Source organism: Streptococcus sp. 544, assembly GCF_013277385.1.
Lineage (GTDB): Bacteria > Bacillota > Bacilli > Lactobacillales > Streptococcaceae > Streptococcus > Streptococcus mitis_BA.
The window spans coordinates 15073-42063 of sequence record NZ_VMMU01000019.1; the positions used below are offsets into that span (position 1 = coordinate 15073).

General features: G+C 39.7%; 26 protein-coding genes and 1 riboswitch. Of the genes, 9 read left to right on the plus strand and 17 right to left on the minus strand.

Going from position 1 to position 26991, the window contains the following annotated elements; genetic code table 11:
• Positions 1-120 precede the first annotated feature (120 nt).
• Positions 121-271, minus strand: a riboswitch (M-box (ykoK) riboswitch).
• Between the two features lie 57 nt (positions 272-328).
• Both HT728_RS07985 and uvrA read right to left on the minus strand, forming a co-directional pair.
• Positions 329-1390 (minus strand): Xaa-Pro peptidase family protein, encoded by a 1062-nt coding sequence (locus tag HT728_RS07985; RefSeq protein WP_061758925.1) that lies wholly within the window; start codon positions 1388-1390, stop codon positions 329-331.
• On the minus strand, positions 1383-4214 hold the full coding sequence (gene uvrA / locus HT728_RS07990; protein WP_173234714.1) for an excinuclease ABC subunit UvrA: 2832 nt from the start codon (positions 4212-4214) through the stop codon (positions 1383-1385). The genes HT728_RS07985 and uvrA overlap by 8 nt, the downstream gene beginning before the upstream one ends.
• 131 nt (positions 4215-4345) lie before the next feature.
• Between uvrA and HT728_RS07995 the strand changes: the two genes are divergently transcribed.
• The 4 genes from HT728_RS07995 (at position 4346) to HT728_RS08010 (ending at position 7633) form a co-directional block, all read left to right on the plus strand.
• Positions 4346-5290 carry a magnesium transporter CorA family protein gene (locus tag HT728_RS07995; protein WP_000815623.1) on the plus strand — a complete coding sequence of 315 codons (945 nt, stop codon included), beginning with the start codon at positions 4346-4348 and terminating at the stop codon, positions 5288-5290.
• Positions 5291-5301: 11 nt separating this feature from the next.
• A complete protein-coding gene (locus HT728_RS08000) occupies positions 5302-5979 on the plus strand; it encodes a DUF1129 domain-containing protein (protein WP_069289084.1) in 678 nt (225 codons plus the stop codon).
• A gap of 250 nt (positions 5980-6229) precedes the next feature.
• Positions 6230-7264 carry a S66 peptidase family protein gene (locus HT728_RS08005; protein WP_173234717.1) on the plus strand — a complete coding sequence of 345 codons (1035 nt, stop codon included), beginning with the start codon at positions 6230-6232 and terminating at the stop codon, positions 7262-7264.
• A 105-nt stretch (positions 7265-7369) separates the two neighbouring features.
• Positions 7370-7633: a SemiSWEET family transporter gene (locus tag HT728_RS08010; RefSeq protein WP_000166114.1), complete on the plus strand. Its 264-nt coding sequence runs from the start codon at positions 7370-7372 to the stop codon at positions 7631-7633.
• Positions 7634-7717: 84 nt separating this feature from the next.
• Here HT728_RS08010 and HT728_RS08015 read toward each other — a convergent pair whose 3' ends face one another.
• From HT728_RS08015 to HT728_RS08055, 9 genes are all read right to left on the minus strand, one after another.
• Complete coding sequence (locus tag HT728_RS08015; RefSeq protein WP_173234719.1) at positions 7718-8281, minus strand: DNA-3-methyladenine glycosylase I; 564 nt, start codon at positions 8279-8281, stop codon at positions 7718-7720.
• Between the two features lie 9 nt (positions 8282-8290).
• Complete coding sequence (gene ruvA / locus HT728_RS08020; RefSeq protein ID WP_000273417.1) at positions 8291-8884, minus strand: Holliday junction branch migration protein RuvA; 594 nt, start codon at positions 8882-8884, stop codon at positions 8291-8293.
• 358 nt (positions 8885-9242) lie between these two features.
• Positions 9243-10025: a sulfite exporter TauE/SafE family protein gene (locus tag HT728_RS08025; RefSeq protein ID WP_050242630.1), complete on the minus strand. Its 783-nt coding sequence runs from the start codon at positions 10023-10025 to the stop codon at positions 9243-9245.
• A 21-nt stretch (positions 10026-10046) separates the two neighbouring features.
• Positions 10047-10904, minus strand: a complete 858-nt coding sequence (locus tag HT728_RS08030; RefSeq protein WP_050242631.1) for a formylglycine-generating enzyme family protein — start codon at positions 10902-10904, stop codon at positions 10047-10049.
• Between the two features lie 16 nt (positions 10905-10920).
• A complete protein-coding gene (locus HT728_RS08035) occupies positions 10921-12408 on the minus strand; it encodes a sulfatase (RefSeq protein ID WP_173234720.1) in 1488 nt (495 codons plus the stop codon).
• A gap of 18 nt (positions 12409-12426) precedes the next feature.
• Positions 12427-13242: a PTS system mannose/fructose/sorbose family transporter subunit IID gene (locus HT728_RS08040; RefSeq protein WP_049513102.1), complete on the minus strand. Its 816-nt coding sequence runs from the start codon at positions 13240-13242 to the stop codon at positions 12427-12429.
• On the minus strand, positions 13239-14036 hold the full coding sequence (locus HT728_RS08045) for a PTS sugar transporter subunit IIC (protein WP_049513099.1): 798 nt from the start codon (positions 14034-14036) through the stop codon (positions 13239-13241). The genes HT728_RS08040 and HT728_RS08045 overlap by 4 nt, the downstream gene beginning before the upstream one ends.
• 56 nt (positions 14037-14092) lie before the next feature.
• Positions 14093-14563: a PTS sugar transporter subunit IIB gene (locus HT728_RS08050; protein ID WP_049513096.1), complete on the minus strand. Its 471-nt coding sequence runs from the start codon at positions 14561-14563 to the stop codon at positions 14093-14095.
• Between the two features lie 14 nt (positions 14564-14577).
• Positions 14578-15000 carry a PTS sugar transporter subunit IIA gene (locus HT728_RS08055; RefSeq protein ID WP_050242633.1) on the minus strand — a complete coding sequence of 141 codons (423 nt, stop codon included), beginning with the start codon at positions 14998-15000 and terminating at the stop codon, positions 14578-14580.
• Positions 15001-15233: 233 nt separating this feature from the next.
• On the opposite strand from HT728_RS08055, the gene HT728_RS08060 reads away from it, so the two are divergent.
• Both HT728_RS08060 and HT728_RS08065 read left to right on the plus strand, forming a co-directional pair.
• Entirely contained in the window at positions 15234-16004 is a 771-nt protein-coding gene (locus HT728_RS08060) for a DeoR/GlpR family DNA-binding transcription regulator (protein ID WP_049513092.1), read from the plus strand.
• 20 nt (positions 16005-16024) lie between these two features.
• Positions 16025-17140, plus strand: coding sequence for an SPASM domain-containing protein (locus tag HT728_RS08065; RefSeq protein ID WP_173234721.1), 1116 nt, complete (start codon positions 16025-16027; stop codon positions 17138-17140).
• A 137-nt stretch (positions 17141-17277) separates the two neighbouring features.
• Here HT728_RS08065 and mutL read toward each other — a convergent pair whose 3' ends face one another.
• Entirely contained in the window at positions 17278-19227 is a 1950-nt protein-coding gene (gene mutL / locus HT728_RS08070) for a DNA mismatch repair endonuclease MutL (protein ID WP_173234723.1), read from the minus strand.
• 185 nt (positions 19228-19412) lie between these two features.
• On the opposite strand from mutL, the gene HT728_RS08075 reads away from it, so the two are divergent.
• From HT728_RS08075 to HT728_RS08085, 3 genes are all read left to right on the plus strand, one after another.
• Positions 19413-19853, plus strand: coding sequence for a LytTR family DNA-binding domain-containing protein (locus HT728_RS08075; RefSeq protein ID WP_000861956.1), 441 nt, complete (start codon positions 19413-19415; stop codon positions 19851-19853).
• Positions 19850-20308: a DUF3021 domain-containing protein gene (locus tag HT728_RS08080; protein ID WP_023939708.1), complete on the plus strand. Its 459-nt coding sequence runs from the start codon at positions 19850-19852 to the stop codon at positions 20306-20308. Before HT728_RS08075 ends, HT728_RS08080 begins: the two co-directional genes overlap by 4 nt.
• A 309-nt stretch (positions 20309-20617) precedes the next feature.
• On the plus strand, positions 20618-21880 hold the full coding sequence (locus tag HT728_RS08085; RefSeq protein WP_000075789.1) for an NRAMP family divalent metal transporter: 1263 nt from the start codon (positions 20618-20620) through the stop codon (positions 21878-21880).
• A gap of 292 nt (positions 21881-22172) precedes the next feature.
• Here HT728_RS08085 and nrdI read toward each other — a convergent pair whose 3' ends face one another.
• From nrdI to HT728_RS08110, 5 genes are all read right to left on the minus strand, one after another.
• Entirely contained in the window at positions 22173-22643 is a 471-nt protein-coding gene (gene nrdI, locus HT728_RS08090; protein ID WP_050209058.1) for a class Ib ribonucleoside-diphosphate reductase assembly flavoprotein NrdI, read from the minus strand.
• A gap of 77 nt (positions 22644-22720) precedes the next feature.
• The gene (locus HT728_RS08095; RefSeq protein ID WP_023935558.1) at positions 22721-23254 is read right to left on the minus strand and encodes a hypothetical protein; all 534 of its coding nucleotides are present in this window, start codon (positions 23252-23254) and stop codon (positions 22721-22723) included.
• Positions 23255-23314: 60 nt separating this feature from the next.
• Entirely contained in the window at positions 23315-24601 is a 1287-nt protein-coding gene (locus tag HT728_RS08100; protein WP_173234725.1) for a response regulator transcription factor, read from the minus strand.
• A gap of 11 nt (positions 24602-24612) precedes the next feature.
• Positions 24613-26283 carry a sensor histidine kinase gene (locus HT728_RS08105; protein ID WP_345890043.1) on the minus strand — a complete coding sequence of 557 codons (1671 nt, stop codon included), beginning with the start codon at positions 26281-26283 and terminating at the stop codon, positions 24613-24615.
• Complete coding sequence (locus HT728_RS08110; protein ID WP_023932469.1) at positions 26261-26875, minus strand: YesL family protein; 615 nt, start codon at positions 26873-26875, stop codon at positions 26261-26263. Before HT728_RS08110 ends, HT728_RS08105 begins: the two co-directional genes overlap by 23 nt.
• Between the last annotated feature and the right edge of the window lie 116 nt (positions 26876-26991).

Sequence of the window (26991 nt, forward strand, 5' to 3'; positions counted from 1 at the left end):
AATCAGCGATTGGCTGTGTATGTGCGGTTCCGGATGATCGTCAATTTGCATCGTTTATCTCCTTTCTTTGATTTAAACAGTAGAAAATCCCACCATAAAATGGCAGGATTAAAAAACTAATTATCTGTTTTTCGTTCAAGCTTTAACTCCATAGGGCAATGTAATGAGCTTAGTCTTGGCCTTCGCGACCAGGACTGTTGACCAACGAGTAGTGTCTCCACTGCTTTGCGGTAGTCATCCGTATCCCTATGGTAGCCTCACCTACCGTTTTCGTCTTTCAGTATAAACCTTTAAAATTTAAAAGTCAATCATTTGAGTTGTTTAACTCTTAAATAACTATCAACTCTTTTGGAGCAAGGGTCAATAATTCACAACCTGTCTCTGTAATCAGGATATCATCCTCGATACGAACGCCATATTTGCCTTCGATATAGATACCTGGCTCATCTGTCAAGGCCATACCTGCCTTAATAGTTTCTGTAGAAGTCTGGCTAAAGTATGGTTCCTCATGGATATCCAGTCCAATACCGTGTCCAATACCGTGGGTAAAGTAGTCGCCATAGCCTGCCTCGATGATAATATCACGAGGGATTTTGTCAAAGTCACGGAAACCTAATCCTGCCTTAGCCTGGTCAATCAAGGCTTGGTTGGCTTTCAAAACCGTATTGTAAATCTCTGCTTGCTCGTCGCTAACATGCCCTAGATAGATAGTCCGTGTCATATCACTGACATAGTGGTCATAAAGGCAACCGAAGTCCATAGTAATGGCTTCTCCTAGCTCAACTGGTTTATGCATAGGATGGGCATGAGGTTTCGAAGAGTTGATGCCACTTGCTAAAATAGTATCAAATGATAGGCCTGAAGCTCCCAACTCACGCATGCGGAAGTCAAGGAAGTTGGCAATCTCAATTTCAGTCTTTCCTGGCTTAATAAAGTCAAGCGCATCGCGGAAAGCTTGGTCTGAGATAGAACAAGCCTTGCGAATAGCTGCAATCTCCGCTTCATCCTTAATCATTCGGAGACCTTCTACAAACTGAGTTTGTGGAAGCAAGTCAATTCCTTCAAAGGCTGCCTGCATACGGTGATAATAAGAGACTGAAATCTCGTCCTCAAAACCGATTCGAGACAAGCCCATATCCTTAACAATGCCTGCAATGACAGCCAATTCATCACGGTCAGCCACAATCTCAAAACCACTGGTTTCTTGCTTGGCTGCAATGATATAGCGAGAGTCTGTCACCAAGACCTGACGGTCACGGCTGATAAAGACTGTTCCGTTTGAGCCCCAAAAACCAGTCAGGTAATAGACGTTTTTAAGGTTATTGATGATGATACCATCTAGTTCTTTTTCTTGCATTTTAGCTAGAAATGCTTGTACACGTTTATTCATGATGTAACTTTCCTTTCAAATAATGTCCTGTGTAGCTGGCTTCATTGGCCGCTACTTCTTCTGGAGTTCCTGTTGCGATGATGGTTCCACCACCGACACCGCCCTCAGGTCCCAAGTCGATGATATGGTCTGCTGTCTTGATAACGTCTAAATTGTGTTCAATGACGAGGACTGTATTGCCATCGTCTACAAAGCGAGCTAAGACTTTAAGCAAACGAGCGATATCCTCGGTATGAAGCCCTGTCGTCGGCTCGTCCAGAATGTAGAAAGATTTTCCTGTCGATCGTTTGTGAAGTTCACTAGCCAGTTTCATACGCTGGGCTTCCCCCCCAGAAAGGGTGGTAGCAGGTTGCCCTAGCGTCACATAGCCTAGCCCCACATCCTTGATGGTCTGGAGTTTGCGTTGAATTTTCGGAATGTGTTGGAAGAACTCTACCGCGTCGTTAACAGTCATGTCCAAGACCTGCGAGATATTTTTTTCCTTGTAGTGGACTTCTAGGGTTTCACTGTTGTAGCGGGTTCCGTGGCAGACTTCACAAGCTACATAAACATCTGGCAAGAAGTGCATCTCAATCTTGATAATCCCGTCACCTGAGCAGGCTTCACAGCGACCACCCTTGACGTTGAAACTGAAACGACCCTTCTTGTAGCCTCGAATCTTAGCTTCATTTGTCTGGGCAAAGAGGTCACGTATATCGTCAAAAACTCCTGTATAGGTAGCTGGGTTGGACCTCGGCGTCCGTCCAATTGGACTCTGGTCAATGTCAATCAAGCGGTCTACATGCTCAATCCCTGTGATGGTCTTGAATTTACCAGGCTTGTCTGAATTACGGTTGAGCTTCTGGGCAATAGCTTTTTTGAGAATGCTATTGATTAGGGTCGATTTCCCTGAACCTGACACACCTGTCACCGCGATGAATTTTCCTAGTGGGAAGCGAGCTGTGACATTTTGCAGGTTGTTCTCACGCGCTCCTGTCACTTCGATAAAACGACCATTTCCGGTACGGCGCTCGTCTGGCACTGGAATGGCACGTTTGCCTGACAAGTACTGACCTGTGATAGACTTGCTGTTGCGAGCCACTTGCTTGGGAGTACCTGCAGCAACAATCTCCCCACCAAAAACACCGGCACCGGGACCAACGTCAATCAGATAATCCGCCTCACGCATGGTATCTTCGTCGTGTTCCACCACAATGAGAGTATTGCCCAAATCACGCATCTTTTTGAGACTGGCAATCAGGCGATCATTATCCCTCTGATGAAGACCGATTGACGGCTCATCTAGGATATAGAGGACGCCTGATAGGTTAGAACCAATCTGTGTTGCCAATCGAATACGCTGACTTTCCCCACCTGAAAGGGTTCCTGCTGAACGTGACAGGGTTAGATAGTTAAGACCCACGTTATTAAGGAAGGTCAAACGATCCTTGATTTCCTTGAGAATAGGGCGAGCAATGATGGCTTCATTTTCAGATAGAGTCAACTGGCTTACCAAGTTCAAGTGATCTGCGATAGACAGATCTGAGATTTCTCCGATATGTGGCCCTTGCTCGCCACCCACACGGACAGACAAGGCCTGATCATTGAGACGATAGCCGTGACAAGTTCCGCAGGTCAGCTCATTCATGTAGAGGCGCATTTGGGTGCGCGTGTAGTCACTATTGGTCTCATGGTAGCGACGCTTGATATTATTGACAACTCCCTCAAAAGGAATGTCGATATCACGCACGCCACCAAATTCATTCTCATAGTGGAAATGGAATTCCTTGCCATCTGACCCATAGAGAATCAAGTTCTTATCCTCTTCTGACAAGTCCTCAAAAGGCTTATCCATATCCACTCCAAAAGCTGTCATAGCCTGCTCTAGCATGTTTGGATAGTAGTTGGATGAGATAGGATTCCAAGGAGCCAAGGCTCCCTCATGTAAGGTTTTGCTGGCATCTGGTACTACCAAATCAGTATCCACCTCCAGCTTGATGCCCAAGCCGTCACACTCACTACAAGAACCAAAAGGAGCATTGAAGGAGAAGAGACGAGGCTCTAACTCTGGTACGGTAAAACCACAAACTGGACAGGCATAATGCTCAGAGAACAGCAACTCAGAGTCGTCCATAGTGTCGATAATGACATAACCTTCTGCAATACGAAGGGCAGCCTCAATGGAATCAAAGAGACGACTACGGATACCCTCCTTGATAACAATACGGTCAACCACGACATCAATATTGTGTTGCTTGCTCTTAGATAACTCTGGCACTTCGGTCACATCATAGACTTCCCCATCCACACGGACACGAACATACCCATCTTTCTGAACCTTCTCGATAACACTCTTATGTTGGCCTTTTTTCTTGCGGATGACAGGGGCCAAAATCTGCAAGCGCTGGCGTTCAGGCAATTCTAAAACCTTATCCACGATTTGCTCCACAGAAGAGGCCTTGATAGCTCCATGCCCGTTGATACAGTAAGGCGTCCCCACACGTGCGTAGAGGAGACGCAGATAGTCATTGATTTCAGTCGTTGTTCCCACCGTCGAGCGAGGATTTTTACTAGTCGTTTTTTGGTCAATGGAAATAGCTGGGCTGAGACCATCAATAGCATCTACATCCGGCTTCTCCATATTTCCTAAGAATTGACGAGCGTAGGCTGACAAACTCTCTACATAGCGACGTTGTCCCTCCGCATAGAGGGTATCAAAGGCCAGACTGGATTTCCCTGAACCTGACAAGCCAGTCACTACAACCAGCTTGTCTCGCGGAATCTCCACATCAATATTTTTTAAATTATGGGCACGCGCCCCATGAATGACAATTTTATCTTGCATCTTTGTTCTTTCTAGTCCATTATTGCTTACCATTATACCAAAAAAAGTGAGATTCTATTACCCAAAAGGCCGATTTTGTAGTATAATAGTACGGTGTGAAAAAATCTGAAAAATGAGAAAGGATAAGGGATATGAAACAAGTTTTTCTCTCTACAACAACTGAATTTAAAGAGATCGATACGCTTGAACCGGGTACTTGGATCAATCTCGTTAATCCAACTCAAAATGAATCACTCGAAATCGCCAACGCCTTCGATATTGATATCGCCGACCTTCGAGCACCGCTCGATGCGGAAGAAATGTCTCGTATTACCATTGAAGACGAGTACACCCTGATTATCGTAGACGTGCCGGTCACAGAAGAAAGAAATAACCGCACCTACTACGTCACCATCCCGCTTGGTATTATCATCACCGAGGAAACCATTATCACTACGTGTTTGGAACCATTACCTGTCCTCGATGTCTTTATCAACCGTCGCTTGCGTAATTTCTACACCTTCATGCGTTCGCGTTTTATCTTCCAAATTCTCTATCGCAATGCAGAGCTTTACCTAACAGCCCTTCGTTCGATTGACCGTAAGAGTGAGCAAATCGAAAGTCAACTGCATCAATCAACTCGTAATGAAGAATTGATTGAGCTCATGGAATTGGAAAAAACCATCGTCTATTTCAAGGCTTCCCTCAAAACAAATGAGCGTGTGATTAAAAAATTGACCAGCTCAACCAGCAATATCAAGAAATACCTTGAAGACGAAGACCTGCTTGAAGATACCCTGATTGAAACCCAACAGGCCATCGAGATGGCAGACATTTATGGAAACGTCTTGCATTCTATGACAGAGACCTTCGCCTCTATCATTTCTAACAACCAGAACAACATCATGAAAACCTTGGCCCTGGTGACCATCGTCATGTCCATCCCAACCATGGTCTTTTCTGCCTACGGTATGAACTTTAAGGATAATGAAATCCCCCTAAACGGAGAGCCAAATGCCTTCTGGTTAATCGTCTTTATCGCCTTTGCTATGAGTGTCTCGCTCACTCTCTATCTCATCCATAAAAAATGGTTCTAAGAGGAGTTCCTATGTCTCAGATTGATCTACAAAAATTAACTAAGAAAAACCAAGAATTTGTCCACATCGCTACCCAACAATTCATCAAAGATGGAAAAACAGATGCTGAAATCAAGGCTATTTTTGAGGAAGTTATTCCCCAAATCCTTGAAGAGCAAGCCAAGGGTACGACTGCTCGTTCCCTCTATGGCGCACCGACCCACTGGGCACACAGCTTCACTGTCAAGGAACAATATGAAAAAGAGCATCCAAAAGAAAATGATGATCCAAAACTCATGATTATGGACTCAGCTCTTTTCATCACTAGCCTCTTTGCCCTCGTCAGCGCTCTCACAACCTTCTTTGCGGCAGACCAAGCTCTCGGCTATGGTTTGATTACCCTCCTATTAGTTGGACTGGTTGGTGGATTTGCCTTCTACTTGATGTACTACTTTGTTTACCAATACTATGGACCAGATATGGATCGCAGTCAACGTCCACCTTTCTGGAAATCTGTACTGGTTATCCTAGCTTCTATGTTCCTTTGGTTGCTTGTCTTCTTTGCAACAAGCTTCCTACCAGCTAGCCTTAACCCAGTACTTGCTCCATTGCCACTCGCTATTATCGGAGCAGCCCTCCTAGCCCTTCGCTTCTATCTCAAGAAACGCTTGAATATCCGCAGCGCAAGTGCAGGACCAACACGTTATTAAGAATAAGAAAACGATAAAAGCAACTGCAGGTGCGGTTGCTTTTTCACTTACTTTTTTGATTTTAAAGTATTCTTCTGACATCCACATAGCTCTATCTAATCTTTTGTGATAAAATAGGCTCATACTCAATGAAAATCAAAGAGCAAACTAGGAAGCTAGCCGCAGGCTGTACTTGAGTACGGCAAGGCAAAGCTGACGTGGTTTGAAGAGATTTTCGAAGAGTATCAATCTATTTCTAGGAGGATGAGATATGATTTCTACTATTGGTATTGTTAGTTTGTCTAGTGGCATTATCGGAGAAGACTTTGTCAAACACGAAGTGGACTTGGGTGTCCAACGTCTCAAGGAGCTGGGACTCAATCCTATCTTTTTACCCCATTCGCTAAATGGATTAGACTTTATCAAGGACCATCCTGAAGCGCGTGCAGAGGACTTGATTCATGCCTTTTCTGATGATAGCATCGACATAATCCTATGCGCCATCGGTGGGGACGATACCTATCGCTTGCTACCTTATCTTTTTAAAAATGACCAACTCCAAAAGGTTATCAAACAAAAAATTTTTCTTGGCTTCTCGGATACAACCATGAACCATCTCATGTTGCATAAACTAGGAATCAAGACTTTTTACGGTCAATCCTTCTTAGCAGACATTTGTGAATTGGACAAGGAGATGTTGCCCTATAGCCTTCACTACTTCAAAGAATTGATTGAGACGGGAAGAATCTCAGAAATCCGCCCTAGTGACGTTTGGTATGAGGAACGAACTGACTTCAGTCCCAAGGCTCTGGGGACACCTCGTGTCAGTCATGAAAATACCGGTTTTGAATTATTGCAAGGAAATGCCCAGTTCGAGGGAAAAATCCTCGGTGGTTGCCTCGAATCCCTCTACGATATCTTTGACAACTCTCGATACACAGATAGCACGGAGCTCTGCCAAAAATATAAACTTTTCCCTGACTTGTCAGACTGGGAAGGAAAAATCCTCTTGCTAGAAACAAGCGAAGAAAAGCCTGAGCCGGAAGACTTCAAAAAGATGTTACGGACTTTAAAGGACAATGGTATATTCGAGGTAATCAGTGGACTCTTGGTCGGAAAACCTATGGATGAAACTTTCTATGACGACTATAAAGAGGCACTATTGGATATCATTGATAGCAATATCCCGATTGTCTATAATTTGAATGTCGGCCACGCAACTCCAAGAGCAATTGTCCCCTTCGGAGTTCACGCCTATGTAGATGCAAAGGAGCAAATCATTCGCTTTGACTATAACAAAAAATAAATAGTTTCTCTATTTTTGTGCTTTTGTATTCGTTTTCGTTACAATTTGTATCTGAATTTATTGCATTTCGCTAATTTCTATGTTATCCTTTTGAAGGAGGTGTATATGACAAAACAAAAAATTAATCGAATCGTAGGTTCTATTGGTGCCTTTATTGGAATTATAGTATTTATTGCCTACATACCTCAAATTATCGCTAATTTACAGGGAAATAAAGCTCAACCATTTCAACCTTTATCAGCTGCTATATCTTGCTTAATCTGGGTTATTTATGGATGGACAAAGGAACCTAAGAAGGATTGGATACTAATCATTCCAAATTCAGCTGGTGTTATTTTAGGTGGAATCACTTTTTTGACTTCACTCTAACAAATCTAATAGTATATATAAAAAGCTGGGAAAAATTTCTCAGCTTTTTTCTATATTCTCAGATATTCTAATTACCTATACTCACTAATTGCTGCTTTTCCACTCACAATCATTCTCGTGGTCATCAACTAGCCCTGCAGCCTGTAGAAAAGACAAGACGGCGACTGGGCCTGTGAACTTGAAGCCTCGTTTTTTGAGATCTTTGGCTAATTTCTCAGACAAAGCGGTTTTAGCTGGGGATTGGCGATAATCAGGAATATCATTAACGACAGTTTTCCCCTCAACAAAAGACCAAAGATAGGCATCAAAAGAGCCATATTCTGCCTGTAATCGTAGAAAGGCTTGGGCGTTAGCGCGTGTAGCAAAAATCTTGGCTCTATTTCGGATGATGGCTGGATTATCCAGCAAGTCTTCCAATTCAGTATCGGTCATTTCTGCGACCGCTTGAATTTGATAGCCATAAAATGCTTCTCGGAAAGCTTGACGTTTGTTGAGCACCGTTTCCCAAGACAGGCCTGCCTGATAAGTTTCCATACACAACAACTCAAACAATGCTTGGTCATCATGGAGGGGCTGCCCCCACTCCTCATCATGATAGGTGATATAGAGAGGATTGGTCATCTTGACCCACGAACAACGTTTTGTCATGCTCTGCTCCTATTTAACCAACATTTTAAGAGCCGACTTGATATAGTTTTCAGCTGTATCTGTCGTTCCTTCAAAGAATTTCTTGATTTTCTTAAGTTCGGTTGCCTTGTAGCCCAGTGCCAACATGGCCTCCATAGCTTCTTCCAGTTCTTGGTTTTCAGCGCTTGCTTGCACTGCCACCTTGGCAGGAAGGTCATCTCCTGCAACTACTACCTTGCCTTCCAAGTCCAGCACCATCTGCTGGGCTGTTTTCTTGCCAATTTTAGGAAACTTGGTCAAGTAGGTGATGTTCTTGGTTTCGATGGCTTGAACCAAGCCAGCATTGTCATCAGCAGCGATAATAGCAAGAGCTGATACAGGACCAATCCCAGAGACCGAAATCAGACTGAGAAAGAGTTTTTTCTCGTCTTCTGAGCGAAATCCATAAAGCAGATGAGCGTCCTCACGCACGACTTGATGCACATAAATCTGAGCCTCCTGATTGACCTGTCCCGAGTAAGCATAGGGATTGGCCACATGCAGGATATAACCGATACCGTTGGTTTCAAGAACAATGTATTTAGCAGTGATTTTGGTAATGATTCCTTTTAAATATTCGTACATAGTTTTCCTTTTCTCGTCTACTATTTAATCTACTTTATAGTATACCATACTTTAGACCCTAACCTTCAATATCATAAGAAAGTTCCTTTTATAGAGTAATAGTCCGAAAAAGAATATTTCAAAAAAGTATTATTTTGACATAATCAAAATAATTAGCGACAAAATTTAAGAACAAAATTAAACGAACGAATTGCATTCTTAAAAAGCTTAGAATACTTTTCGTTCGTTTTTTAACTTCTGTTTTCGGAGTTGTGATCATTTTTCAAAAATAATTTTTTTATAAATCGATTCATGACTTCCCTTTCAATTTTTAATATATATCATTTTAAATTTTCATTTTTATATTAGCGCGCAAAATCTACTCTAAAACCACTGCAAATAAATTATAAATATTTAATGCTAAAACAGCGACAACAACCAGTTGAAAAACTATCGCAATTTTATCTTCTGATAGAATTTTACTGAATTTAGCTCCAAAAATTCCTCCAAAAATAGCAGCAATGATAATCACCATAAGCATACGGCTATCATACTGATTAAATTTAGAAATCAACACTAACGAAATAATTTTAGAAAGTTGAGAGAAGAAAATAGTGGCAATAGAATAAACTGTCGCTTTTTTTATAGGTAATCCAAATAAAATTATAAAAAAAGATACATTGATTGGACCACCACCAATCCCTAAAAAACTAGATATAGCTCCCAATAAAAAACCACAGAAAAAATACCATGTCTTGTGAATAAAATTATATTGTTTAAAAAACTTTTTTGAAGCCAATAAAGCAAATAGCAACATAAGTACTGTGATAATTACTTGAACAAATTGTGCTATTCTTGACCCAGATAAAACTAAAAGGCAGTCAAATAGTAGACTACCTATATATCCTCCAAAAATAGAACCTATAGCAAGATAACTTAGTTCCATAACTTTTAACTTTTGACCAGACTGAATCTGTCTGACTGTTGATGAAATTGACATAACAAATACAGCAACAGAGGAATAGAAAGAAATAGTTGCCACATTATCCCATGCAATAAAATCAAGTACCGGTTTTATAATAACGCCTCCTCCCATACCGGATACCGCCCCTATTGCATTAGCTACTATGATGACAAGGAAATATAATATTTTTTGTTCCATATATACATCTCACTTCCTTTATTAGCTGATGTCCTTTACACAACGAAAACCCATATTTTGACTACTTGTCATAGCTGTTGTAGAATTTCTAGCAGACATTCTATAGCGATTACAATAACTATAATGGCATAAAAAGGAGCCTCCTTTTATAGCATACTGTTCATCATCACAGATTTGATGTTCTCTCCAAAAATCTTTACCAGACACAATCTGAAAAGATTGCAGTTCTATTTTCCCTGGATTTACACACCACTCCCAAACATTCCCTATCATTTGATAAAGCCCATAAGGGTTCGGTTCATATGTCTTAACAGGAGCAGTCCCCGCATATCCATCATCTAATGAATTAAGAGTAGGGAACTGCCCTTGCCATGTATTGCACATATGCTTATCACTAAAGATAAGATTATCACCCCAATAATAATGCTCATACTCGGTTCCACCTTGAGCTGCTATTTCCCATTCTGCTTCTGTAGGTAATCTTTTTCCAGCCCATTGGCAATAGGCTAGTGCATCGTTCCGAGTAACATGTACTACAGGATGATCCATACGAGTACGGATATCTGTCAGTGGTCCTTCCGGATGGCACCATGATGCTCCTGCTATTGCTAACCACCAAGGTGTCTTCTGCATCTCTATAGAAATTTGATTTATATCCTCTATAAAATATTTGAACACATAAGACCAACCAATCTTTTCAGCGTCAGTAATATATCCAGTTTGTTTCACAAACTCTGAAAATTCTTGATTTGTTACTGTTGTCTCATCAATGTAGAAAGGAGCAATAGATATTTCAGTACGGGGACCTTCATAATCATACTCAAACCCTATCCTTTCATTTGTTCCGATACAATAATTACCACCAGGAATATAAATCATAAACATGTCCCTTCTTTTATAAGATATCCAATAAATCTAATCTTTCAAACTGTTCCTCTGGAGCTTCGAGTTTCTTCATTTCTTCTACCAGCAAATGCTTCATACGGTCTTCTAATTCATCATCCTTAAGTGGAGAAGTTTGACCTTCATCAATTTCCAAATCAAAAAGTAAACTATCCTTTGTATACCCTGACATATCCCCTAAACCATCTAAAATAGCTGGTTTTTTTATAGGAATCTTATAAACTGGAAAAGGAGTTCGTTCAAGAAACTGTCCCATTTCAATTTCTGAAGGATTCTGCTCTCCTAAATAATGACGAATAGTTGTTGGGATTCCAGCATACTCATTTAAAGGAGAATTGTCTGGTTTTGGAGCTCTGAAATAGGTATACCGTCCATCTGTAATATTCACTGTGATGCCATGAGCACCATAAACAGCATACTCTTTTTCATTTTCTTTCCCATCTAATAGCGGTAACCAGGATTTTCCCTGTACTTCATCTGGAGTTGGGATATCAAAATAATCCAATATGGTTGGCATGATATCAATATTCTGTGATACTGTTTTTATTCTTTCGCCTTGTTTACGATGAACTGGGTCCTTGACAAACAAAGGAATTGCTGCTAATTCATTAAAATTATGCATATAATTTTTTCCGAACAGCTCTCTTTCTCCCAAGAAATATCCATGGTCAGATGTCACAATGATTAAAGTATCATCGTATATTCCTAATTCCTTCATTTTATTAATTAGGCGACCAAAATGTACATCTGTCATAGTCATAAGTGCAGCATACCGTTTTCGAATATAGTCTACCGCCTCTTCTGGGACATCTACTTCCCCATAATTTGGAGTTTCAAAATATGGACCAGTATATACTTTATCATACAACTCCATGTATTTTTTAGGTACATCAAACGGTTCATGAGGATCAAAAACTTCTACTTGAATAAAGAAATCATCCTCATCTTTATTTAATTCTAACCATTCGCATGCCGATTTAAATGTCCTAGGAGTAGGATATTTATCCTCATCTTCATACCAATATTCACGATTCGCTTGATATTGACGTCTTAGCTTACCATAATATTGTTCTGGCATCCACTCTGGATCTTTTATTCGTGAAATCCATGGATCGCCTTCTTGACCGCGATGAAAATCCCAAGTTGTAAATTGGTTAATATAGCCTTCTCCACCAAGTCTAAAATAATGTGTATGATCTGTCGTTAAGTGTGAATATACTCCATGCTCTTGAAGCACCTTTGATACAGTGATGTCAAATGGTTCAATTGGTCCCCATGATCTCTCTAAAAAATTTAAACGACCAGTCATAATATCACGTCGTGCAGGCATACAGGGAGTTGAGCCAATATAATGATTATCAAAAACAGCCGAATCTTGAGCAAATGCATCTAAATTAGGTGTCGCTACAAAAGAATTTGTATTATATGTTTTCAAAAAATCCTTTCGTAGCGTATCCATTAATACTAGAACAACCTTCATTTCCTACCTCGTTTTAATCTAAACAATGATTCCAAAATATGATAAGAAGATAGAAACTCCAATAATCACAAAAATCATTGACACAACGTATTTACCATTCCATTTTTTCATTAAATACAAACAAACTAATGTAAGAATTAAAGGCAACATATTTGGTAATACTTTATCAAGAGTATCTTGAAGCACTATAGCCCCATCGCCTTCACCAAATTGTAACCCTAATTTTAACTTAACTGTAGATGTAATTAACGCACCCGCTACCATTACACCAAGAACATTCGCCGATGTTGAAATTCTATCTAAAATCTTTTTCCCATTTGCCGATGTTAATAATTCTTTCCCTTTACTATATCCTATGTGAATACTGTAATATTTCAAAGGGAAATATAAACCATTTATCAGCAAGAACATCAATATTGGCCCCATCCAATTTCCTTGAACTGCAAATGAAGCCCCTATACTTCCTGCAATCGGAAACCATGTAAAGTTCAATAAGCTATCACCCAAACCAGCCAAAGGCCCCATCAAACTTGTTTTTACAGCAATAACAGATTCTTTTTCATCTTCAGTAGTGGTTTCTTCTAATGCAGTTGTAACACCTAATATGAACGGAATAAGTACTGGATGGCTATTAAAAAATTCTAAATGGCGTCTTTGAGCATTGACACATTCTTCTTTACTTTTACCTTTGTATAATTTAGACAAAACTGGTGTCAATGCAAATAGAGTACTTAGACTTTGTAATCGCTCATAATTGTGAGAGAATTGAATCATCTGACAACGCCAAAACATTTTATTCAAATCTTTTTTTGTTATTTTATTTTCGTTGGTCATAAATCAAACTCTCCTTCCCCATCTGCAACAACTACACTCGATTCCTCAGAATCTCCGTTTTTTTCTATTCCACCACGATTCATTAAAATATCATACAAGGCAGCTGCTGCAAGAGCAAAAATTGCAATGCCAACAGTTGGTATTTGTAAAAATGTTGCTAATGCAAAACCTAGTGTAAGAAAAATCCACATATTCTTTTTCAACATCATTGAAAGTAGCATAGCAAGACCAACTGCTGGAATAAGTTTAGAAGCAACTGTCAATCCAGTTAAGGCAAAAGCTGGAATAACACCTAGTGCAGCTTCTACTGCTGGAGCACCTAACCATACTGAGATAAACACTGGCACAGCTCGACTTAAAAAGAAGAATAAACCGCCCAAATACTGCAACTTATCAATTTTTCCAAATTCACCCGATTGAACAATTTTATCTGCCGTATGTACTAATGATACATTAGTAGTCATTATAATCATACTTAGTTGTTGAACTAGAAGCGCAACAGGTACTGCAACTGCAACACCTGCAGCCTCACCACCACCTGATAAAATACCGATAGCGACACCAACAACAGCTCCTGAAATAACATCAGGTGGTTGATAGGCTCCTACATTATTTGTTCCTAACCACAATAGCTCAAGAGTACCAGCGATAATCAATCCCTGCCCTGGGTCTCCCAGCAAGAATCCTACTACTACACCTGCTAATAATGGTTTTCGAAAGCCAAGGTGTGGTCCGAACTGGTCAAGGGCACATAGCCCCGCCCAAATCGCCACAATAAGCGCTTTGAAAATCATAAGATTTTCTCCTTTCTTTTATTTTTCTTTTGAATTTAATTTAATCAATAAAGGTCTTAAACTAACGTTTTATAATCCACCCTAGGATCTTTAGGAACCATTTGTACATTGATATGAATTCCTTCATTCATCAAATCAACAAAGGCTTGATGTTCCTCGTCTGTTACAGAGATTGCTTTCTCTAATCTTTTACGTCCTTCTTTAAATCTCATCCCTCCTGCATTAACTTCTTTAATTTTCAATCCTTCATCTACTAAAAATTTAATATCTATGGGATTTGTAAATAATAACATCGTTCTCTTTTTGATTTCACTTTTCTTCATAACCTCAGCAAATTGACGAACTCCAAAAATAACAACCTTAACACCAGGGGGAACGGCAAAATTTGCAACACTGTGCTGAACTGGATCATTTTTAGCTTCATCATTAATAATTAAGATTTGTTCAATTTCATAATTACGAGTCCAAGTAGTTGCCACTTGACCATGAATCAAGCGGTCATCAATTCTAACAAGTTCTACTGCCATTTCTATGTCTCCTTCTATAAATCAAATGAATCTTCCTCAATAGGTTCGGAAGTTATTGCCTTATCAACAATTGACATTGTATTTGGTAATATATTTTTTATTACTTCTGTTGCCTCTAACAAGCGTAACTCCGAGTGCATAAACAACTCAATTAACAAGGGTAAATTAAAGCCTGTTACGATCAATACATTTCCATTAGTTTCTAAAAAACGATAAGATGCATTAAACGGAGTTCCACCAATAATATCTGTCAGAATAATCCATTCCTCATCTGGATATACAGACGTAACTGTCACAATTTCTTCATACATTGATTCTATCGTCGAATCCATTGTCACTGATAACGTATTAACACGATTTTGAGAACCTAAAATCATTTCTGCACTTTCTACCGCAGCTTTTGACATCGGTCCATGACTTATAACAAGATATCTCATCTTTTCCCTCCTAAATTATATTTATGACATCGCTTACAATATTAATTATAATCTTTTTTAATCATTTGTCAACACTTTTTGTTCTATTTTTGTTATTTTTTTGTTAACAATGTTATATTGTGTTATTTTTTGTTATTTTATAGTGTTATTTCATGTCCTTTTGTGCTTTTTGATTGAAAAAATGACATTTTAATGATATTATAAATTCAAAAGAGAACCAGAAGGAATCTACTATGAAAAAAAATGAGCGAATAAAATTTATCCTAGATACAGTAAACGTTAAAGGCTATGTCTCAATCCAAGAACTTGCTCAACATCTCAATGTATCAACTATGACAATCCGACGCTATTTAACTGAACTAGAAGAAAAAGATGAATTAATAAAGGTTCATGGCGGAGCAGAAAGTAAATTAGTTCGAAACGAAAAATCACAATTTGAAAAACAATCCTTATACATGAACGAGAAAAAAGAAATCGCAGATATCGCTTCTCACTTTATCAAACCTGGTGAAACTATCTTTATCGGTTCTGGAACAACATTAGAACAATTAGCATATAAAATCACTGAAGAAGATATACGAGTTGTTACTAACAGCTGGCCTGTTTTCGTCATACTAAATCAAAAAAATTTTAAGGAATTAGTATTAGTAGGCGGAACATATCGTGAACGAACAGGTGCATTTGTCGGAAAAACAGCATTTAATTGTTTAGAATCAATGAATTTTACTAAAGCTTTCATCAGCTGTAATGCTATATATGGTACAAACATCTCAACATTCACTGAAAGTGCTGGGGATATACAAACCGCAGCCTTAAATAAAGCACAAGAAAAGTTTTTACTAGTAGATCATTCAAAGTTTAATAAAATCGATTTCTATCAATTTTACAATTTAGAAGATATTAACTATTTGATTACTGACCACAATATAGAAGAGAAAACAATTGCGAAATACTCTCAATTTGTTAAAATTTTATCATCTAAAACAATAGATTCTCCTTTGTAAATTTAAAGTAGGAAATAGACATGAAAAAGATATCCGTACTAATCAAACCATCTTCATCTCTTTGTAATATTCGGTGTAAATATTGTTTTTATGCTGATGTAACTTCATTACGAGAAGTTCGTTCCTATGGAAAAATGAAACCCGAGACTACTGAAAAAATGATTGAACATTTATTTATAGATTTAGCTGATGGAGATGAGTTGTCCATAGGCTTCCAAGGAGGGGAGCCTACCTTAGCAGGATTATCTTATTTTAAGCATCTTATCACTTGCGTACAAAAACAGACAAAAAAAGTTTCTGTACATTATTCAATACAAACAAACGGAATTCTTATCAACAAAAAATGGTGTGAATTTCTCAAAGAGAATAACTTTTTAGTCGGTTTATCAATAGATGGAACACCAATTCTACATGATATGAGTCGACTTGACCCAAGAGGTAGAGGAACATTCCAAAAAGTAATACAGACAAAACGTCTTTTTGATGATTATTCAATCGATTATAATGTGCTTTGTGTTTTAACACAAGAATTAGCTCAACACGCAAAAGATATCTTTATTTTTTTAAAACAAGAAAATATCCACTATGTCCAATTTATCCCTTGCTTAGATGAACTAAATCCAAGCGAAAAAAGTTCTTATGCACTTACTCCTCAGAAATTCTTTCAATTCTACCATGATATTCTACCTCTTTGGCTAGCTGAATTAGCTAGTGGACACTATATATCCATTAAATTATTTGATGATGTTTTTAATTTAATTGTAAGAAAAGAAGTAAACGCTTGCGGGCTTGTCGGAAATTGCAGTATTCAATATGTCATAGAAGGAGACGGAAGTGTCTATCCTTGCGATTTTTTCGCTTTGGATGAATACAGAATGGGCTTCATCCAAGAAATGGGATTGAAAGAACTCTTTTCTAGCAAAATTGCTAAACAATTTTTATATTCTCGTCCACTATCGAAAATTCCTTCCAAATGTACATCCTGCCCTTTTCTAAACATATGTCGTGGTGGATGTAAGCGAATGAAAAATTCAATGTACGTTGATGAAAAAAATGAGTTCTGTGGCTATCAATCCTTTTTAAATGAATTTATACCTAAAATAACTAACATAATGGATTTGATAAATAATTATTAATCTATGCAAAAATGAGTGACTGAAATATTCTGGAGAACAGATTATTTCAGTCACTCATTTTCATGCTAAATTAAAATCCAATTTTTGTATATCTAATAATCTCAGCAAATCTTCTATTATCTCACTTCAAACATCATTTAATATTTCCCCAACTCACGGAGACTGGTGTGATTTTCCTGAATGCGTCGGAACATCTTTTCCATATCCGACTTAGTAAAATGCACCAAAACAGGACGTCCATGAGGACAGTTATAGGGATTGTCACACTGAGAGAGCTGATAAAGGAGCTGTCTGGCTGAGTGGTCATCGATACGATGATTGGCCTTGATAGATCTCTTGCAGGACATCATGATAGCTAGCTCTGCTCGATATTTCTTGATAGAAACTTCCTTGGTTAAAAGGAGCATGTCGCACATTTCATAGATGCCTGACTCAATCTCCTCCTCTGCCATCCAAATAGGATGTTCACGCAGGATAAATTGATTTTCCCCGTACTCTGCTAGAAAGACGCCCACTTCCTCCAAAAGTGCCATTCTTTCCTTGAGACGCAGGGCATCATCCGCAGGAAATTCAAAGATATAGGGCACTAGGAGTTGCTGCTGGCTCTGGTCAACATTGCCAATGCTTTCACGGTACTCCTCGTACTTAACCCGTTCCTGAGCTGCGTGTTGATCTATGATGTAAAGCCCATCTCTCCCCTGGGCAAAGAGATAGGTTCCATGCATTTGACCGAAAAATTCCAACTCTGGGAAGCTGGATGATTCTTCTCTCTCCAGCTTGTCATAAGCCTTATCGATGCTAGCAAGATCTAACTCTGGATGGTCTAGTTGGTCGTAGTTAGCAGGCTTTCTCTCTGCAAAATGCAGTTTTGCAGGCTTGGTCAGCTGATCCAAGGTTTCCTTGGCAAACAAGGTCAAGTCTTGTCCTGCATCAGTCAATTCCACCTGATAATCAGCTACTTCAGCTTGACTAGGTCTTGTCGACTCAGTTTTCTCATAGTAGAGCATATTTTCTTTGAGTGGGAGAATAGTTTGTTCCACCTTCTCACGATTTCGCACAGTCGATTTGGCAAGATTTTCCAAGGCATCAGGTATCAAGGTTTGCTCCTTGAGACTATTAGAAATAGCTTCTGAAACCAAGGCCATCAATTCTTTTTCCTTGGAAATCCGCACCTCTTGCTTGGTCGGATGCACATTGACATCTGCTAGATAGGGGTCGATATGGATATGAATGATAGCCAGTGGAAAACGCCCCACCATGAGCTTACTGCCATAGCCGTCAAGAATAGCACGATTAAGCAGGAAATTTTTGATATAACGGCCATTGATGAAGAGGCTGATATAATTGCGGTTAGCCCGAGTCAACTCAGGCAAGGACACAAAACCAGAAATTTCGAAATCAAGGTCAGAATTCTCAATTTCAATCATCTTCTTGGCACTGACCAAACCATAAATTCCTGCGATTGCTTGTCGCAGTTGACCAGTCCCAGCTGTCCGCGTCATTTCCTTGCCATCACTAATCAAGCTGAAAGAAATCTCAGGATGGGCCAAGCCCAGACGGTTGACAATATCAATGATATGAGACAACTCTGCTTGCTGGCTCTTCATATACTTGAGGCGAGCAGGCGTGTTGAAAAAGAGGTCCTCCACACAAACCTTGGTTCCCACAGGACTCGTCGCTGGGATGACTTCCTCAACTTCACCCCCACGCGCGACTAACTTGGTTCCATGACTAGCACCATCCACCGCCGTCAAAAGGGTCAAAACACTAACAGAAGCGATAGAAGGCAAGGCTTCACCACGAAAACCAAGCGTCCGAATCCGAAAGAGATCTGCCTGATTTTTTATCTTACTGGTCGCATGACGACGCAGAGCCAGCTCTACCTCATCGTGGGCAATTCCATGACCATTATCTGTGATTTGAATCTTCTTGAGACCAGACTCTTCAATCTCAATGATAATCTGACTAGAACCCGCGTCAATAGCATTTTCTACCAACTCTTTGACCACACTGGCAGGACGTTCAATGACCTCTCCAGCCGCGATTTGGTTTGCCAGCACCTCTGGCAATTCAATAATATGAGACATTTTTCAGCCCCTTTCTGTACCTGTTTTCCTAGAAATTGATTAGTGCTATTATACCATATTTCAGATAGGACAGAAAAGCAAGCGCCACATAGACAAGGTTCCTTGCCATGGGCTATAAAATAGTGTTTAATAAGGATATACAGGAAGTGATCACAACCTTGTATAACTGAAAAGGAGAGAAAACTATGAAAGTAGAACTACAGATTAGTGAGACTTACGAGGAGGAAAAGCTGATTGTCCAAGCACCTCAAGAAACCGAAAAAGTCCAGAAAGTCATCGAGTTCGCAGAAAATCTGGACCAAAGAGAAAAAATCAAAGGAAAAATCGATGATCAGGTCTATCTAGTTGAGATTGGCAAGATTCAGCGCTTCTATATCGAGAATCGGAAGGTTCTAGCAGAAACCGCGAGTCAGACCTACAGCATTGATTTGCGACTCTATCAGGTTCTTAAACTCTTGCCAACCAATTTTATCCAAATTTCCCAATCAGAAATCATCAATATCGATTCCATCTCTCACCTCAAGCTCACGCCAAACGGTCTGGTAGAAATTTTCTTGAAAAACGAAAGCTTCACCTACTCTTCACGCCGTTATCTAAAAACCATCAAGGAGAAATTAGAACTATGAAAAAACAAGTATTTCACGATGCAGCTGCCGGTGTTCTTATCGGCCTCATCCTCTCTATCCTCTTTTCACTCATTTATGCACCAAATACCTACGCACCACTAAATCCCTACTCTCTCATCGGTCAAGTGATGGATCAGCATCAGGTTCACGGTGCCTTGGTCTTGCTCTACTGCACACTTATCTGGGCAGCCATTGGTATGCTCTTCAACTTTGGCAACCGCTTATTCAGCCGTGACTGGAGCATGCTTCGTGCCACTCTGACTCATTTCTTCCTTATGCTGGCTGGCTTCGTCCCACTAGCAACTCTTGCTAGTTGGTTCCCTTTCCACTGGATTTTCTACCTCCAGCTCATTATCGAGTTTGCGATTGTCTATCTCATCATCTGGGCTATTCTCTATAAAAGAGAGGCTAAAAAAGTAGATCACATCAATCAACTCTTGGAGCATAGAAAATAGGCACCTCATAATAAGCAAATCCGAGAAAGAAACTTCTCGGTTTTTCTTTATCCTGCTGCACCTTACTATAGTGAAATGAAATAAGAACAGGATAAATCGATCAGGACAGTCAAATCGATTTCTAACAATGTTTTAGAAGCAGAGGTGTACTATTCTAGTTTCAATCCGCTATATCATAACAGTTATTTCAGATCTTCTTTGTAAATTTTCTATCTTTTTTCAAAATACTCTTGCATTTTTCCAAAATTTTTTGTAGAATATAGATTACATATCCAGATTATTCTGAAAATTCAAAAAGGAGTATTTATCATGTCGCAAGCTATTTCCTTAAATCAATCAACCTGGGCAAGCAAGCTAAAAGCAATGGGACCTGGAATCCTAATGGCAACTGCCGCTGTTGGCGGTTCTCACATTGTATCTTCCACTCAAGCTGGCGGTTCTTACGGTTGGTCTCTACTTCTCTTGGTCATCTTAGCTAATGTCTTTAAATATCCATTTTTCCGTTTTGGTGCTGAATACACCGCTGATACTGGAAAGACTTTGGTTGAAGGTTATGCCGAAAAAGGAAAACTCTATCTCTGGATTTTCTTTATCCTCAATGTCTTTTCGGCTATGGTCAACACGGCTGGTGTTGCCATTCTGTGCTCAGCTATCATCGCCAGCGCCTTCCCAATGATTGGTCTTAGCATCACTCAGTGGTCCCTCATTCTCGTTGCCATCATTTGGGCTATGTTACTCTTTGGAGGCTACAAACTTTTAGACGGCATGGTCAAATGGATTATGTCTGCTTTGACCATTGCGACTGTTCTTGCAGTTATCATTGCGGCGGTCAAGCATCCCGAATACAGCTCTGATTTTGTTGAGAAAACACCTTGGCAAATGGCAGCTCTGCCCTTCATCGTCTCCCTCCTAGGATGGATGCCGGCTCCTATTGAAATTTCAGCTATCAATTCACTTTGGTCAGCTGAAAAGAGAAAGACCGTCAACTTTAACACAGAAGACGCTCTGTTTGACTTTAACACTGGTTATATTGGAACAGCTATCCTAGCCGTCTTCTTTGTGGCACTGGGAGCACTGATTCAGTATCCTACAGGGCAGGCGGTTGAAGCCGCTTCAGCCAAATACATCTCTCAATTCGTGGGCATGTATGCCTCTGTTCTTGGCGAATGGTCCCGTTACTTGATTACCTTTATTGCCTTCTTATGTATCTTTGGAACAGTTATCACTGTTATCGATGGCTATTCTCGCGTCAATCAGGAATCTCTCCGACTGCTAATCAGTCAAAAAGAGGACAATCGTAAATCTTTGAACATCTGGATGACCATCACTGCTATCATCGGTATCGTCATTATCAAGTTCTTCGCTGGTCAGGTATCAACCATGCTCCGCTTTGCCATGATTGGCTCTTTCCTGACAACACCATTCTTCGCTCTTTTGAATTATGCCTTGGTAACGCGTGAAAACAAAAATCTTCCTTCTTGGCTCAAACACCTTGCCATTGCAGGATTGATTTTCCTCTTTGGCTTCGCCATCTTCTTTATCTACGCACTCGCAATCGGAAAAGCAGGGTAAGGGACAAGCGCGAGATGAAGATAAGGTTTCATTTCAAGAGAAAATTCAGCAAATATTTCTATGATAAAAAGCATAAGAACAAGGTTTTGAAGACCTGAACTTATGCTTTTTTACGTTCTTAAAGACTGTTTATACTCAAAAAACAGTTGAACAACTTCAACCACCTCTTATAAGAACTTTATACTATTCGAGAATCTCTTCAAACCACGTCAGCTCTATCTGCAACCTCAAAGCTGTGCTTTGAGCAACCTGCGACTAGCTTCCTAGTTTGCTCTTTGATTTTCATTGAGTATTAATTCTCCTTTTCCAACTCATACAAATCTGCGATAATCGCTGCAACACGTTTGATATCTTCCAGCATGCCTCTCATTTCAAAGTCAGCCAAGACAGGGAAACCAAAACGTTGACTGTATTGCTTAGCTGTCAGGCAGTATTGGTTATTAAAGTTACGATTTCCTGAGCCAACCACGCCAAAACACTTACTAGCATTGTCACCATAGGCGATAAAATCCCCCACTGGTGTCGTCAATATCTCGACATCTCCGTTATCCACGCCATTCCCACCTTCTAGGTAGGTTGGCAAAAAAGCGACATAGGGATGGTCCATTTCATAGAAATCTTGGCCTTCCTTGACCAAATCTTTGATATGAATCTTTTGGACCTCAATCCCCTCGTACTGGGACAAGAGATAGTCTTTCAAGCGCGTCACAAAACTCTCAGTATTGCCACTCAAACTAATATAAACTAAAGAAATTGTCTTCATATTTTCCTCCATGATTTTATTTTTAATCGAAAAAGAACTACCAAGATTGTAACTTGATAGCTCTTTTTTGTCAATACTTAAGCAAGATTTTCTGCTTCCTCTTCTTCTGCCAAGGCTTTCTGCTGACGCCATATCTTGTAGAAGACAAGGGCTAGGAAAAGAACATTGATGACGATAGAGAGAATGCTAACGGCTTGTGAAATAACACTTATCCCTAAACGCATGGTTTCATCGTGAACTAACTGCACAGCATCCTGTAAACCAACATAGCCATAAATCGAACCAATAATGGCTAGCAAAACATAGCCGACATAAGTATAGTTTGCATATTGCAAATTCTTACGAATAAGGAAGACAATCGCTACAACCACTAAAATAGCAGATAGCACAATCAAGGCCATATTAAAAATAGAATGAGTTGATTCTGCTACTCTATAGCTGTAATTGATGTTGTCTTCTAATTGCTGAGCACTGACCCCTGCAACTTGTTTCTGAGCGGCACGAAGGGCTTCTTTGCTAGGTAAGGGACTCAACATTCCAAACAGAGACATAGCTGAAATAAGGGCAGACAAGATTAGCAAGACCCATAGATAAATTGGTTTCTTTTTCATAATAGAACCTCCTGATAATATTATTCATATTATAGCACTTTTTGCAAAGGAATACAAATCTTATAGTATCGTTTCTACCTGTTTTCGGTAAGCTTTTGGCGATTTTCCGCACAATTTTCGGAACACTTTATAGAAATATCCAAGGTTACTGTAACCAACAGCATAACAAATATCTTCGATACTGTCACTGGTTGAAAGCAAGAGCTGCTGGGCAGCCTTAATACGTTGTTTGTTTAGTAACTCTGCAAAGGTCGAATCGGTTTCTCGCTTAATCAACTGCCCTAGATAGACAGGATTGATAAAGAGAGCCTTACTGATATCCTTGAGGGAAAGCTCTTTTTGGTAATCACGACCAATGACTTCCAGCACACTGACCACATTTTCATTCATACGGTATTGACCGAAAAAGCTGGTCAGAGTTTCCTTGATATAAGAAACCAATTCATCGAAGGCTTGAATAGCATGAATGGTTTTGACAATGTCCGTCATATCATCAGCTTTGAGATGTTCAAACAAGTGAAAGACATCCATGACAAACTGGATAAAAAGCTGTTTGGTAATCGGAACACGCGGTGTATTTTCAAGAACCACTTTCTCCAAGAGGTTTAACTCTTCCACGATTTGATTGAGATTCCCCTGAATGATAACCCTATAAATCGGTTCGTAATAGGCAAAGAGACTCTGAGACTGTTGTAGATTTACAGAGCCGTAAAAGAGGGCTTTCTCAGCATTCAGCTTCCAGCCTTCAAAGTGTTCTTGATAGGGAGCTTCAAAGGGAGTAACGACTAAACCATCTAGGGGTTGGTCAGAAATGAAAATCTGCCAGTCTTGACCCAATACATAGTAGGGAATGGTGAAGGAACCTTGCTTTTCCTTGGATAGACCTATCCACCAATTCTCCTTACCTCCTAAATAACTGACAAATCCAGCCTCATCTAAATCTTGACTGAGGGTCTGACTTTTCTTTCTTCTCTCTCCAAGCTGACCTGCAATCTTCTCCAGCAGATTTCCTAACTCTACCTTATCAACAGGCTTGACCAAATAGTCCACTACACTAAGGTTCATGGCTCTTTTTACATAATCAAACTCCTGATAACCTGAGAGCAAGATATAGGCAGCATCTGGTAAGATTTCTTTCATCTCCCGAATCATATCAAGCCCTGTTTTGTCGGGCATATTGACATCGGAAATGACCACATCTACAGGATTTTCCTGAACATATTCTAGGGCTTCATCGGCATGACTGGCTGTTGCGACGACCTCCATATCCCACTTATCAAAGGGAATCAAACGTTTCAGACCTTCTGTCACCATGTACTCATCATCTACTAATAATACTTTATACATTTTCTCCCTTTCTACTCATCTTGAATTGTAATACGATACTGAACACCTGCTTGCTCTGCAGACTCTATAGTAATGGCATAGCGGTCTCCAAAATAGAGCACAAAACGCTCATGGACATTGACAATCCCGATAGACTGCCTTTGATCACTGTAGCTGTCTTGGTGTTCAAAATGTCTCTGACTTAATTTTTTTCGGATATTTGCCAGCTTTTCAACCGACATTCCTCTACCATTATCTACCACTAAAATTTCCACAAAACCATCCTGTTTAAGCGCCTTGATGCTAATCACATTATCTGTCCGCCTGTGGTCAACACCATGCGCGAAATAGTTTTCTACCAGCGGTTGCAAGGTAAACTTAGGAATCTTCATATTCTCTAACCCTGGGTCTATCTTGAAACCATAGGCAATGGACTTGGGATAGCGAACCATGCAGAGATAGCTATATTTACGGCAAAATTCTAATTCCTGTTTGAGAAGAGTTTCTCTTTCGTCAGAAATATTGTTACGCAAGAGACTACTGAATTCATAAATGATATCTGCCAACTCATCTTGACTCTGCATAACTGCATACATGCGCAAGAATTCCAGCGTATTATACATAAAATGAGGATTGATTTGCGCCTGCAGGGCTCGCATATTGGCATCTTTTTGACTAAGCTCTAACTGGTAAATATCATGGATATTCTTTTCCAATCGATCCAACATATCATTGGTGGTCTCTGCGATTAGGAGCAATTCCTGATCCTTTTCAAGTGTGTCAATGCGAAGACCTTCTTCCCCTTGGGCAATAGCCTGAATGGAATCCACCAAATCCACTACCTGCTTTTGGTAGTTAGCAAAGGTCTGCCTCAAAGTCAGATAAAGAATGACAATAAAGAGAAGGCTCAAGCTCACAATCAAAGCAGAGCTAGTCACTGTTCCTTGTAAAACAAAGTTTTTGGGAACTGCCACCTGAACCTGATAACCATGAGAAGTTAAGCCAACTAGCCAATTTTCACTCTCCTTATCAACTGTTTCACCAATATGAAAAATCTCCGTATCAAAAGGTGAAGTCACTGTTACTGCCATCGGAGTATGACCTCTAGTATTATCAATGGCATGGTATAAAACAGCAGGATCCAAGGAGATGTAAATCACTCCTAAATCTTGATCTGACACTGGGTCTGACACTGGAATGGCAAAACTATTTCCTGCTGGTTTGAAATCCTCAGCCCTGATTTTTTCTCCACTACGTTTGTCTTTAGTAGAAACATAGACTTCCTTGTAATCTTGAAAAGCAATGGCCACTCCAGTTACAAAATCATTTCGAACATAGAGATCATCAACATTTTCATGCAGAGAGACTGATACATAAGGCGAAGCTTTCCGCTCTAATTGCCAGTAAAAATAGTCTGGCATGCTAAGGCTAAAGTATTTATAGATTCCCTCAATACGAGCTTGATTTTCAACTAAAGCCTGAGCTATCTGGGTTGACTCTCTATGGTAATATTCAATTTCACTCACTGTTCTAGCAGTTACACGCTGGGCTACTCTCTGGGCTTCCTTTTCCCGTGAATCCCAGTCAGCGTAAGAGAGTAAGATTGCAAAACTCGCAATAATAATGATCATAACTGAACTGTATGTTCGCAGAAGCGTATGTAGCCAAAACTGCTTCATCCTACTTTGTCGCCAATTTTTCATGGATACTTTCATAGACCGGTTCCAACATATCACTGATAAAGAAATGCCACATCCCAATTCCTACAAAGAAAAGAAGAGCAGGCATATAGTAACCAATTGCCACAAGTAACACTGTCCCAAGGAGAACCTTGGCCACAGCTGCTAGACTCATAAAGATGCCAATCAAGGATAGTTTGAGACTATTTCGATAAGACAAGTCAAAATAAACTTGTAATTTCAAAGATACTGTATAGGCTAAAAAGAGCAGGGCAACTACTAGGACATTCAAAAAGGTCGCAATCAAATGAACGATGGTCTGATGAGGCAATTGAATCAAGAGATACAAACCATAGACCAAAACTAAATCCAACCCTAAAAAGCTATAGAAAATCAGGTTGCTTGAGACAAAATTTTGCTTATAAAGAGACCACGCCTCCTTCAAACTGTATTCCCGAAAGCTATAACCATGTTCTGCATACAAGCTCATCAAGGTGGCACTAGCCGGCGCTAGACCAAGGATAATCCCTCCTGCTAAAGTTAATAGCCAAAAGAAGGCTGTCGCAATCATCCCTAAAAAGAAACGATTAAAGACAAAGTCTAAAAATCTCCCCATGATATCCCCCTAAAAATAACTATGAAACCATTATATCATATTTCAAGCGTTTTCAAAAACTTCTAGTATCCATTTACAATCCCACCAAACCATGGTAAAATGAGAATTGTGAAAAA